This window comes from Psychrobacter sp., assembly GCF_018260395.1.
In the GTDB taxonomy this organism is placed as follows: domain Bacteria; phylum Pseudomonadota; class Gammaproteobacteria; order Pseudomonadales; family Moraxellaceae; genus Psychrobacter.
The window spans coordinates 1-12,836 of record NZ_JAGLBC010000064.1; the positions used below are offsets into that span (position 1 = coordinate 1).

The 12,836-nt window shown below is 41.3% G+C and carries 12 protein-coding genes; 6 read left to right on the forward strand and 6 right to left on the reverse strand.

Annotated features, from left to right (window positions below):
- The first annotated feature begins 223 nt into the window (after window positions 1-223).
- Complete coding sequence (locus QZ265_RS06335) at window positions 224-589, forward strand: hypothetical protein (protein WP_296404501.1); 366 nt, start codon at window positions 224-226, stop codon at window positions 587-589.
- A 105-nt stretch (window positions 590-694) separates the two neighbouring features.
- Here QZ265_RS06335 and QZ265_RS06340 read toward each other — a convergent pair whose 3' ends face one another.
- The 3 genes from QZ265_RS06340 to rapA form a co-directional block, all read right to left on the reverse strand.
- The gene (locus tag QZ265_RS06340; RefSeq protein WP_296404502.1) at window positions 695-1,063 is read right to left on the reverse strand and encodes a 5-carboxymethyl-2-hydroxymuconate Delta-isomerase; all 369 of its coding nucleotides are present in this window, start codon (window positions 1,061-1,063) and stop codon (window positions 695-697) included.
- 52 nt (window positions 1,064-1,115) lie between these two features.
- Window positions 1,116-1,583 carry a Cys-tRNA(Pro) deacylase gene (gene ybaK, locus QZ265_RS06345; RefSeq protein WP_296404505.1) on the reverse strand — a complete coding sequence of 156 codons (468 nt, stop codon included), beginning with the start codon at window positions 1,581-1,583 and terminating at the stop codon, window positions 1,116-1,118.
- Between the two features lie 138 nt (window positions 1,584-1,721).
- Complete coding sequence (rapA, locus tag QZ265_RS06350) at window positions 1,722-4,604, reverse strand: RNA polymerase-associated protein RapA (protein ID WP_296404506.1); 2,883 nt, start codon at window positions 4,602-4,604, stop codon at window positions 1,722-1,724.
- Window positions 4,605-5,145: 541 nt separating this feature from the next.
- On the opposite strand from rapA, the gene QZ265_RS06355 reads away from it, so the two are divergent.
- Window positions 5,146-6,093: a D-2-hydroxyacid dehydrogenase gene (locus QZ265_RS06355; RefSeq protein WP_296404508.1), complete on the forward strand. Its 948-nt coding sequence runs from the start codon at window positions 5,146-5,148 to the stop codon at window positions 6,091-6,093.
- Between the two features lie 351 nt (window positions 6,094-6,444).
- Here QZ265_RS06355 and QZ265_RS06360 read toward each other — a convergent pair whose 3' ends face one another.
- A complete protein-coding gene (locus QZ265_RS06360; protein WP_296404511.1) occupies window positions 6,445-7,356 on the reverse strand; it encodes an EamA/RhaT family transporter in 912 nt (303 codons plus the stop codon).
- Between the two features lie 208 nt (window positions 7,357-7,564).
- On the opposite strand from QZ265_RS06360, the gene QZ265_RS06365 reads away from it, so the two are divergent.
- From QZ265_RS06365 to QZ265_RS06380, 4 genes are all read left to right on the forward strand, one after another.
- Complete coding sequence (locus tag QZ265_RS06365; RefSeq protein ID WP_296404513.1) at window positions 7,565-9,532, forward strand: ABC transporter ATP-binding protein; 1,968 nt, start codon at window positions 7,565-7,567, stop codon at window positions 9,530-9,532.
- A gap of 160 nt (window positions 9,533-9,692) precedes the next feature.
- Complete coding sequence (locus QZ265_RS06370) at window positions 9,693-10,619, forward strand: alpha/beta hydrolase (RefSeq protein ID WP_296404515.1); 927 nt, start codon at window positions 9,693-9,695, stop codon at window positions 10,617-10,619.
- A gap of 20 nt (window positions 10,620-10,639) precedes the next feature.
- Window positions 10,640-11,287, forward strand: coding sequence for an alpha-ketoglutarate-dependent dioxygenase AlkB (locus QZ265_RS06375; protein ID WP_296404523.1), 648 nt, complete (start codon window positions 10,640-10,642; stop codon window positions 11,285-11,287).
- 412 nt (window positions 11,288-11,699) lie between these two features.
- Window positions 11,700-11,954, forward strand: a complete 255-nt coding sequence (locus tag QZ265_RS06380; protein WP_296404517.1) for a DUF4282 domain-containing protein — start codon at window positions 11,700-11,702, stop codon at window positions 11,952-11,954.
- A 232-nt stretch (window positions 11,955-12,186) separates the two neighbouring features.
- Here the strand turns inward: QZ265_RS06380 and QZ265_RS10940 are convergent, their stop codons facing one another.
- A complete protein-coding gene (locus QZ265_RS10940) occupies window positions 12,187-12,465 on the reverse strand; it encodes a Fic family protein (protein ID WP_366513665.1) in 279 nt (92 codons plus the stop codon).
- 78 nt (window positions 12,466-12,543) lie between these two features.
- Window positions 12,544-12,836 (reverse strand): Fic family protein (locus QZ265_RS06390; protein ID WP_296404521.1); only part of this gene is annotated, 293 nt, incomplete at its 5' end.

A 12,836-nucleotide genomic window follows, 5' to 3' on the forward strand; every position in this document is an offset into this window, starting at 1 on the left:
ATAAATTTTTCTACTTTTAAAGCGTAGGTATTTAATTTTGTTCAATTACTTATGTGTTTAATATCTATTCGATATAATTTTAGTTTTAGAATCTTAAACTCATTAAAATTAATAATAACAAACAAGGGTAGCTATGTTATTTAACTTAATAAATTTCAATTATGTTTTAGCCAATAAGCTATTCATACTGGGTATGATAAGTGCTAGTCAATTAAGCCTAGCAATGCCAGCTACCAATGATGTGATATTTGCTAAGAATAGTATAGCTACTAGCGTACAAGGTACCCTATCACATGGGTTAAACTCTATATCTTACAATCTAAATGCTGAGAAGGGTCAGTATGCCATTATTAATATGACACCTAAAATAGGGGCAACAGAGTTTGCAAATGTGGGTGTTTTACAGATGCCGTCTGGCAAAGAATCTGGTGGGAAAGGTGGCATTGTCTATCAAGGCTGTCTACCTGAAACCGGCAACTATAAGCTGCGTATTTCACGCAACTTAATGGCTACCAATGGTAAAGCGGCAGGCTATGTAGCAGAAGTGGTAATTTTGCCGAAATACGCAAGTGAAGATCTATGCAAATAATGAAACAGACGTAAGCTAGTTTAAACGTCATGACGTAAGCAAGTTTTTTCAATGTTATAAATATATATCCGCTCGTTTAGCTATAGGTGCAGTAGGCTTGAATGGTTACACTCTAACTTTTTGGTATGCCTCGCTAAGTTCAATTACCTCAACGCAATACTGTACTTTAACCCTTCCGGATTGTAAGCTAAGTAACTCTTGCTGTAGACAATGCAACAGCTTTTCAGACAATTCATTTCGAATTTGCTGACTTCGTCCTGGCATTAGTCTTAATTGCACATACACAAATCCCTCGGTTTGCTGATCGTCCTCAGTACCCACTAAAAAATTTTCAACATCGAGCATTCTGGCTTTAAGGGCCTCTGGTGAGCCAAAGTGTCCTGTTTGCCACAAAGTGTTATTGAGTTTTTTTAGTAGGCTTTCTCGGTTTTTGATAATGACATTAGGGGTGGCTTGAACGATAACATGTGGCATAGTAGGTACTCATGATGGATTAAATTATCTGGCTTTACCAGTTAATAAATAACTAGTCAATTATGTCTATAAATTTTGCGGATAAGGTTTTGGCCAATTGCTGCGGTGGCAACTCAATTTCTAACCCGCGGCGACCGCCACTAACATAAACCGTTGTCAATGCTTCTGCTGACTGGTGAATAATGGTTGTAAGTCGCTTCTTTTGACCTAAGGGGCTCACCCCTCCGAGCACGTAACCACTACTACGCTCGACCACTTTTGGATCTGCCATTTGAACTTTTTTACAGCCCAAAGCTTTGGCCATCTTCTTAAAATTTAAGGTGTTACTCACAGGCAGGATAGCTACAGCAAGTTTATTGGTATCGGTTTCAACCACCAAGGTTTTAAATACATAAGCTGCCTCAATCCCTAGTTTATCTGCAGCCTCGATACCATACGACTCTGTACTGGGATCATGGTCGTATTCGTGGATTTGGTAGTCTAGTTTTAATTTTTTGGCTAAATCAATGGCTGGGGTCATGGCTATCCCCTTATTTAAAGTAATTATTTATATAGGTTTAGAGTACCGTATAACCCAAAAAACTAAAAGCCCTCCTTGAATCAAAGAGGGCTTTTTTAAGTCTATAAATTTAGCATAATGTTTTATAGCTTTATAGGTCTAAGGCTTAATGGCCACTAACACACGGATACTATCTGGAACCAATGACAGATTATTTAACGCTTGTTCGCCTTGAGTTTTCAGAGACTGTAAACGCTCAATCTCTTCGTCACGGACGTTGGGGTTAACCTGTTGTAATTGTTTTAAGCGACTAATTTCACGCTCCCAAACTTGACTAAAGCGCGCCAAAGCTTGGGCGCTAATACTTTCAAGTTTGCCTTGAGCAATCGCCTCGGCATCGTAGTAACGTGACTCAATAACTTGGTTACGTACCTTAACTACCTGACGTGCTCGGTTTTTGTCCAAACGTTCAATATGTGGTCCAATCATTTCGGCAGTAATGCGGTCTGATAAGTCGCCGCCTTGCTCCCCTAAGAACACACGTAAGCTTTGAGTAGGTAAAGTAGCAGCAAGATTTAGAACTTTTGGGGCAATGGTCGCTACTCGAAAGTTAACTTCTAATAGCAACATACCCTCTGGTATGGTATTGCTCTTTAGCATCGCCACTGTGGTATTGCCAAAAGTACCAGAATTCGCTAGGTCATAAATGGCCAGCATCAGTGGGTGCTCATGGGTAATGAAGTCCATGTCTTCGCGCATCAATGCTTGGCTACGCTTAAAGGTCATGGTCATACCGTCTTCGGAGATAGGTAGGTTATCAACATCTGTATGCTGACTATTCTCAGCTTCAGGTGGATGAATGATCCAAGAGCCATCGCGTTGTACACTATGATCTAAGTTCACTGAGGAGAAGAAACGATCTAAGAAAGATGGCAACAAATTATTGGCATCAAAATCACTCATGGCATCAGCAATACGACTGGCCACACGCGGACGACAAGAGTTGTACTCAAGCAGACGGTCACGACCTGACTGTAACTCTGCTTCTAAAGCTGCTCGAACGCTAGCAGCTTCCTCAATAAGCTCTTTTAATGCCTCACGATTTTCTTCAGAGTTCTCACCTTCAAGCAACGGTTTTAAATCAACGATAAATTGTTCTTGTACCGTCTGTGCAGTCGGAGAAATATGATTGAAAATATTTAACGCATCATGGTACCACTGATACATACGCTCTTGTGCTGTACCTTCAATGTAAGGGACGTGCAAGGTAATTTTATGATTTTGTCCAATACGGTCTAGACGACCAATACGCTGCTCAAGCGTATCTGGATTGGCAGGTAAATCCCATAATACTAAGTGGCTTGCAAATTGAAAATTACGCCCTTCAGAACCAATTTCTGAACACAATAGGATTTGGGCGCCAGAGTCTTCTGAGAAGAAAGCGGCAGCTTGGTCACGTTCTAATAGGCTCATCTGCTCAGTAAAGATAGCTGTTTTAATCCCAGCATGTAACCTTAATACAGCCTCTAAACTCTCAACTGTGGCCCCACTTCGGGCTATCAGCAGTACTTTTTTCTGTTTTAGCTCTTCTTTTAGGAGTTTAATCAACCAAGGCACGCGGGGGTCATCTTCAAGCCAGCTCCCATCAGGTTGGTTTTCTTCGCCCCAAAGCTGTTCTCGCAATTTACCACAGGTTTGATAGCTACCTATCCAACTGTCTGGACAAGGCAGAGGATGCGGACGACTGGCACGACCATGGAAGCCTTGGACACTATCGCGTGTATTGCGGAACAACACTCGTCCAGTACCATGACGGTCTAACAATTGGTTTAACGCATAGGTACGCAATTTGTCATCTTCATTAATATTGTCCAGCTCATTTGGATCATGAAAGCCTAGTAGATGAGTCAATGCCTTGATTTGACCCTCAGACAATGGCTTTTGATCAATTAATACTTCAGCCACAGCTGCTGTATCTGAAAAAGCAGCCTGTCCTTCGATAAAGTCATCTAAATCATCAAAACGGTCTGAATCAAGTAGTCTTAAGCGAGCAAAATGACTTTCTACTCCCAATTGTTCTGGAGTAGCGGTTAACAGTAATACGCCAGGGGTTTCATGGGCGAAGTCTGCCACTAATTCATACTTATCATTACCCCCTTGCTCTGGATCCCAGTGTAAGTGATGCGCCTCATCAACTACCAATAGATCAAAACCGGCTTCAATCGCCTGCTCATATAAGTCATGGTGATCGAGCAATAGATCTAAACTTGCAATAATACACTGCTCAGTAGCAAACACGTTTTGCTCAGGGTTATGCTCTTTGATAGCCGCAGTACGTACCAGATCAAATAGGGCAAAATTTAGGTTAAAACGGCGGCGCATCTCAATCATCCACTGATACTGCAAGCTGTCAGGCACTAAAATAAGCACGCGCTGTGCCTTGCCTGTTAGTAGCTGCTGATGAATAATGAGACCCGCTTCAATGGTTTTACCCAATCCCACTTCATCGGCCAATAGCACGCGAGGGGCTATACGCTTGCCCACTTCATGAGCGATATATAATTGGTGAGGAATAATATCAACACGAGCGCCTATAAAACCTTTTAACGGATGCGCAGCCAAAGCAGATTGCATGCGTAAAATGTCTTGACGCAATTCATACCAATCGCCACGTTCAACACGTCCTGCGAGCAAACGTTCTAATGGTTTTGCTAAAGTGATATTGGCTGCTAAACGGGTTTCCATTATTCCACGTGGATGACCTTCCACATGATATTTAATAACACCCATCACTTCCTCAAGCCCGCTTACTAAATGAGTGTTCCCTTCTTGGTCGGTAATTTCATCGCCTACTTTAAAGGTGACTCGCGATAAAGGTGCTGAGTTTTTGGCATATACCCGAGTTTCTTCACTTTGAGCAAAAAGGATATGTACACAACGGTCATCGAGATCTATGACCACACCTAAGCCGAGCTCGGCCTCAGTGTCAGATAAATAACGTTGACCAACGGCGAATTCGGGAATTAAAGCAGCTATTGTCATAAATCAGTCAATTCTTTTATTAAAATGTAGGGTTTAACTTGCAAGTACGCGCTCTAAATAATCAGACGCCTAATAATAAAAATAACAACTAGTTAAATCGAACTTAAAGCACTTAATTAAACAAAGGCATCAGCTGAATCAACTATTGTCAACTTTTGCCTATTATAAAGGATTATTAGCACTATCTACGTTAATGAGGTCAAAGTTCGTAAATTCTATACCCAATCATTAAAAACACCACGAGCTGTTGATATTATTTTTTATTTTAGCAATTTTCACTGTATACATGGAGCTACATATATAACATATGCAACATATGTGCAAAATGTGTACAAACTCAACAAGTCCGTAAAAATTGATTGATTCTGAGCGAAACTAAGGTCCATACTGTTAGCATTAGCAGGCTTGCCTTGTTATATAAACTTTTGATACCGTTGTTTATAGGTTTACTTTACAACTATTTTTCTTTGCAACTATTTTTTCTTTGCAACTATAAAGTACAGTGATAGTCTATGGTTAATATAAAAATAAGGAATAATCCATGAAAGCGGTATTTCTGGACAGAGGCACTTTTTTAGAAGATGTTGAGTTGCCGGCGCCTAAAGGCGTTAGCGATTATGTGGTTTTTGATGATACCGAGCAGGACGATGCGCTCATTATTGAACGCTGTAAAGATGCCGATATTATTTTTTCCAATAAAGTAAAAATCAATGCTGAAGTTATTGCAGCTCTACCCAACCTTAAACTGATTCAGCTAACCGCCACTGGTATCAATGATGTTGATAGCGAAGCTTGTAAAGATCATGAGGTTGAGCTTTATAATGTGGCAGGTTATGCGGTGAAAAGTGTCCCTGAGCACACCATAATGCTGATGTTGGCGGCGATGCGCTCATCCCTGCATTATCATAACAAAGTTATTGACGGTAGCTGGGAAGCGTCTGGTAAGTTTAGCTTGATGGATGTGCCATTAATTGACCTAGAAGATAAAACGTTAGGTATTATTGGCGTTGGTACCATTGCTAAGCGCGTTACTGACATTGCTAAAGCTTTTGGTATGAAAGTCTTGTGGGCGGAACATCAAGGTAAAGTACCACGCAATGACAATTATACTGACTTTGAGACAGTACTTGAAAGCTCAGACCTCCTCAGCTTGCATGTGCCTCTTACTGATAAAACCAAACATCTTATTAATAAAGACACTTTGTCCAAAATGAAGAAAAAGCCCCTAGTTGTTAACGTTGCTCGTGGCGGTGTAGTGGATTCGCAAGCAATGGCTGATGCCGTTCGAGAGGAGCAGGTTATGGGCTATGCCACCGACGTATTTGAACAAGAGCCTGTCTTAAAAGAGGATCCTTTACTGAATTTGGCTCGAGACAATCACCCTCGAGTGATATTCAGTCCGCACAATGCTTGGGGCAGTCAAGCCGCTCAAGAAAAACTCTGGGGTATTTTGAGTAAGCAGGTTAGTGAGTTTATTGAGAAGTTTTAACTGAGTATTGAAAAGTGTGCACCTCAATGCTGCCTATTCAAAATTAATTGTAATAAGCTAGCTCATTAGGGCGTGTGGAACATTCGACCATGGCACTGGCGGAGACTATTTTTTAGTCAATATGCAGTGAAATTTTTGACGCTTAGTCATTCTAAGTTAGAAAATTTCGCCATATATTGGCAAAAAAGAGTCCCGCCCCTTCGGGCTGATACTAAAATCGCCCCAGACGTTGTTACAAACCTAGCCAAGGTCTAGACATTAGCGTCAGTTTGCGCCTAGTCTGGAACGATTTTAGCTATCAGCAGTGCTAATTTGCGAATGCTCCACACGCCCTAAATATTAGAAAATAAATCAACTCAAAAAAAGCACACAAACACAGCCAATAGCCAAAACAATTCCAAACAGATTGAGCTTACTCAATGTCTCCTTAAACGCAAACATACCGACTAAAGTCGCTACAGCAATCACCCCGACGTTCATACCGGTAAATACCACACTTGGCGAGTCAGCTAACATCTGGTGGGCTTTAATATAAGCGTAAATATTGCCCATATTTAGCCCCCCTAATAGCAAACCTGAGGCTAATGCCTTGCCACTCCACTGGGTTTTATTAACCAGCAAATAAATGAATAGCAACCCGCCTGCCAAAGCAAATGCCAGAAATAAGGTTAAGGGAAAAGCGGCGCCTTGTTTGGCCACTTGCTTAAATAAGATATCGATTAACCCATATCCAAGCCATACTCCCATGAGCCACATGCCTACCGGGACTTTAAATACTGAATACCTTTTGTTGCCCATGTCACTTGTATTTGCAGTTGTCGCTGCATAAATAGAATGACCCGCTCTAGCCGGCTCGGGTTTGCGGTACACCAAAGCCACTAACGCTAAGAAACCAAGGAATATGCCCCAAGTTCGTTGTAGGGTTAAGGTCTCGTTAAACAACGCAAAAGCGGCTACGATCGGAATAATTAGCGACAATCGCTGTGCAGCATCCGTGGCAATGATGCCAACTGAGTCAATTGAGCGGCCTAAAATAACAAACACCAACGGCAGCAAGATACCTAATAGCAGTATAATAATCCAAGCATTGCCTAACCCTCCTATCTCAGAAAGATTTGGCCTTAACAGTAGTCCTGTAAATAAAAAAGCAACGGGATAGCCTGCCAATATAGTTTGACGAATATCAACATTGTGCTGACGTAAAATCTTTAATAATACAGAGACTGCGACACTACAAAGTACAGCAATAACAAGATAGCCCATGACTGAATCATCCAAAGATTTAATGTAACAATATATTACAGCTTATATAAGGTATTTTTTAAGCAAATTACGTAAAATTTATTAAAATTGCACATAGGTTTATAGAGGGCATGGAACTTTAACAGTATTTAAATCATTTAACTGTATTTGGCACCGGCTATTTGACTGCGGTACAGCGTATTGCATAGCGCTTTGGTGGATAATCTATATGAATAAGCTTTTAAATTTCTTTGAAACTCGACTTACCGCCTTTCCCGAAAATAAAATCACACTCCCCAAAGATGGCTTGTTAAAGTTCTTATGGGCGTGTACTTATGGCATGCGCAAATGGTTGGTGCTATTTATGATATTCACCGCTGGTATTGGGGTGTATGAAGCACTGTTATACGCTTGGATTGGCGATCTTGTGGATTGGATGGGCATGTATACGCCCTCGACGTTGTGGGCTGAGAAAAGAGGCACTTTGCAAATGATGTTTGCGGTGCTGATACTTAGCCCGATCTGGGTAGCACTGGCCTCATTGGTGCACTTTCAGGTCATCCAAGGCGTATTTCCAATGCAGATGCGCTGGCGGTTCCATAAGCGTATGCTAGGTCAATCGATGGAATTTTATCAAAATGAATTCTCAGGCCGAGTATCTGCCAAAGTGATGCAAACGGCGCTCGCGGTGCGTGATACGGTAATCACAGTCGTCGATATGATGATTTATGTGTTGGTGTTCTTTGTGACCAGTGGCGTGATTTTATTCAAGCTTGATAGTTTATTATTGATACCCTTTGCCATTTGGCTGGTGATGTTTGGTCTGACATTGTGGTACTTCTTGCCAAAGCTTAGACAAACTGCCAGCACGCAGGCCAACGCGCGTGCCTTAATGACAGGGCGTATTACTGATGCCTATGCTAATATCATGACGGTGAAGCTGTTTAGCCATTCACGGCGCGAATTGAGCTATGCCAAGACGGCGATGAAGCAGTTTTTGCAAACGGTTCATGGTCAGATGCGCTGGGTAACAGGACTTGAACTTGTTAACCATTTAGTTAGTGTGTCCTTAATTGGTAGTACGGCTGCCATTGGGCTGTATTTATGGGAACGTGGTGATGTTGGGGTCGGTGCGCTTGCGATGGCAACGGCGATTGCGCTTCGTCTGAACAGTATGACCCACTGGATTATGTGGCAGATGGCAAGTTTGTTTGAAAGTATCGGTACTGTGCAAGATGGTATCCGTACCTTGTCAGCACCGCAAAAAGTCGTGGACGCTCCCAATGCCAAACCCATGGTGGTCACTCAAGGTCATATTACATTCAAAAACGTTGACTTCGGTTATGAGGGCAAGGGTAAAGCAGTAACCGGCATAAAAGTCGCTACTGCCGACGATGCACCAGAAGACGCGCTCAACATTGACACTTTGGCAAACAATCCATCATCGAATCCGTCATCCAATCCGTCATCCAATCCTAATTATGTCAAATTGCTGGATAACTTTAATTTAGACATCAAACCAGGTGAGAAGATTGGGCTGGTCGGACGATCAGGCGCGGGTAAATCGACATTGGTCAATCTGCTATTGCGCTTTTATGATGTCGACTCCGGTAAGATTACTATTGATGGTCAAGCCATTGATGAAGTGACTCAAGAAAGCCTACGTCAGCAAATTGGCATGGTGACCCAAGACACGTCATTGCTACATCGCACTGTACGAGAAAACATCGCTTATGGTCGACCTACAGCTACTGATGAAGAGATTATCGCGGCTTGTAAAGAGGCTCAAGCTTGGGGCTTTATTCAAGAGCTACATGATGCGAAGGGCAACAAGGGGCTTGATACCCAAGTTGGGGAGCGTGGGGTTAAGCTCTCTGGCGGTCAGCGCCAACGTATTGCCATTGCTCGGGTGATGCTAAAAAACGCGCCGATTTTACTACTCGATGAGGCCACCAGTGCGCTCGACTCTGAGGTAGAGCACGCCATTACGGAGAGCTTGAACAGCATGATGACCGGCAAGACCGTAATCGCTATTGCGCATCGACTCTCAACGATTGCCGCACTTGATCGACTAGTGGTGATGGATAAAGGGCGAATTATTGAGCAAGGCTCGCATGATGAACTTATTGAAAAACAAGGCGTGTATGCAGGACTGTGGCAACGTCAAAGTGGCGGCTTCTTGGGCGATGATGAATAAGTTGAACAACCACAAAAAGCATGGCCTCAGTATCGGTGCCCCTTAAACACTCACAAATCAGCGCATCATTGGCTTATGCTTTAAAGCATTCTGCTCGATACTTTTGAATCGCCCAACAAGATAACCCACTATTTAGGCAAAATCGTCATAGGAACAAGGTATGAATGGAATTGTTGTCAATCGTTTGCAACCGTTTGAAAAGTCGATAGAGTTGGCTGGCAAACAGGCTCGATATTATGACCTCTTTGAGCGAATCAATGTTGATTCAACTCATTCAAAACCTGTCGTGCATTTTTATGGGGGGAATGGTTTCCCCGTTGGCGTTTATGAGCCATTGCTCACTGAGCTTAGTCAGCAATTTGATGTTATCAGCTTAGCGATGCAAGGCTATTGGTTTGACTTACCTGAGTCTCAAGTGTTGACGCGTGAACAAGATGCAGACCACCTCATTGAGTTTTTAGAAAAGACGCAAGATAAACCTGTGATTGGCGTTGGTCACTCACAAGGCGCAACAGCCACCGCGATGGCAGCAGCCAAACGTCCTGATTTATTTTCTGCGCTGTATTTGATTGATCCTGTAACATTTACCAAAAAGCAGTCTTTAGTATTCAATCGTATTCCACGCTTATTTCTATTGACTAAAGAGCCGTTCAAAAGTACGCGTGTGAAACCTGCAGACTGGGATAGTGTGGAAGCTTATTATGACAACTTACGTCAAAACCGAGCCTTCAAACGTATTAGTGATCCTAATTTAAAGATTTTTGCCCAAAACAGTTTAGTTGCCAAACAAAATAGCGTAGAAGGTTATAGTCTATTGTTCACACCAAAACAAGAGCTTGCCAGCTATTTTGCGACTCCTTACATCACCCCTGCTCTTAAAAAATTGAATAAGAAAAAAGTGCCTTATTATTTGATTCTGGCCAAGCCTTCTATATTCAATAGCGAAAAAGTACGCCAAAGCTGGAAAGGTGTGGTACCTATCCAAAATAGAATCGTTTTATCAGATTATGGACACTTATTGCCGATTGAAGCGCCTAAAGCATGTGCTGAAGTTATTTTTAACTTTGAGCAATCACGTATTAAGTAGCGTTATTTATTTTGGAACCCATTGATATGGACTTGTTTGCGCCGCATCCTTCAGACAATCTATTACCCTTCGATGGTATTGTGAACGACTATGGCATGGTGCTGCATAACGACCGTGACTTGTATCAGCAATTATTGAAACAATTGCCTTGGCAATCAGATAAAGTGACCTTATTTGGGAAAACTCATATCACCACACGTAAAATTGTGTGGATGGGAAACAGTGATAATAAAGACTTATTGGCCTACACCTACTCTGGTCATACCCGTAGCATCCAACCTTGGCATGAAGCAGTGTTTCACGTGAAACAGTTGATTGAAAAAAAGCTGTATGAAAATAAGGTGAATGTTGACTTTAACAGCTGCCTTTTAAATTATTATCCTAGTGGTGATGAGGGTCTAGGTTACCATGCTGATGATGAACCAGAACTAGGTCCACAGCCAATCATCGCATCGTTATCACTCGGTGCCACTCGCAAGTTTGTATTGAAACACAAAAATGTCCAACAAAAAGTTGAGCTTCATCTTGAATCAGGGCAGTTAATCATCATGAGAGGCGACACTCAGCAGTATTGGAAACATACCGTGACGAAAACCAAGACAGTGCAAGAGGGTCGTATCAGTTTGACTTTTCGGCAGATGATAACTTCAAACCACTGTTTCGAATAAAGCCTTACCTTATCGAACGCCTTAACTGAATCCAAATAACTACATCTAAGCCACTATGTTTGAGTGACTATATTTGAATAACTATATCTAACCTGAATTCAGGATAAACTGATTACCCAGTCGTTTAATCTAAGCTTTAATATCCCTTGGGGTAGCTTTGCGCTCGGTGCGGTGTTGCTGGTTGCGGTGCTGTTGATTATTGCGATTGGGTATGACGATTGGGCTTGAGATTCTTGCTAGGGTTTAGGGGATGGTTTATATTAAGAACAATTATTTAATTGTAAGTCTATTGTAATTTTGTAGAGTATTAAATATACTAAGTTAATTATTAAGTTTATTTAAATTAATTTATTTAACTATAATACTGTAATGTACTGACTTAAATTACATTTAATCTTAGGAAAAGCTGACAATGAACTCAATTTTCAACTTTAATACCCTCATTACTCCAAAAATAATTACTATCATCTACTGGTTATGTTTATTTGCCGTTCTCATCACAAGCATAGTTTTAATGTTCTCTGGTCATGGTGGTGCAAGTTTCTTTGGCGGACTATTTTTCTTAATCTTTGGTGCAATTTCAGTACGTGTTTATTGTGAAGTCATCATGGTATTCTTCAAAAATAACCAATACTTAAAAGAAATCAGCTTGAAAGATAAAGTGTAATCGTCTTACACTATGAATATTATTTACTGACTTAGTCCTCGCTTTAAGCGAGGATTTTTAAGTTTAAGCTGTATAAATAGCTTTTATTAGTACTCTTAAATTATAGTGGTAGTGAGGTCAAAACAGTACTTTGCTTTATCCTTTCTCTGCCATAAGGTCCAGTCAATGACGCATCAAACCTTAAGCATTGCCTTACTTAATCGTTCAGATAATAGCAAAAAGCAGGAAATAGCTAATCAAAACCCTCCTGCAAACCCTGAATCGCCCTAAACAATTCTAATTTCAAAGACTCCGAATAGTCATCTACATACAAAATAGAATAAATCAGGTTAGGCAATAGGTCTTTATCAATGACATTATCGGCGACCCAAACGGCGATATTCTCCATCTCTAAAACAAAATGGCGCACAAAACAATCAAAGCCATTTAACTCTAAAAAGTATGCGCCCAAAGCGATTGACGAGCGTTTATTGCCATCATTAAACGCATGGTTTTTATTTATGCTTTCAATCTAGCCAATATTTTTAGTACCTTATAGATCACCTGAATACTAGTTACTTAAATGAATACTTCCAAATGTGACTATTGCCTACTCCAAAGACAACATATTCATAATAAGCTTAATCAATATCTCTTTTTGGTCAGGATTTGACTCAGCCACAAGTAAGGTCAGCGCTGCAAGCCCTGTGTTATTAATCACAATCTCACCTTGGCTATTTAGCAAGCGCTTATTACGATGCAAGAAGTCCACAAACAGAAAAGCGCCGCTACGTTTATTGCCATCGGTAAACGGATGGTTTTTGACCATAAAATAAAGCAGATGCGCGGCTTTACTTTCAATGGTTGGATACGCAGGTTCACCAAATACGCTTTGGTCAAGTG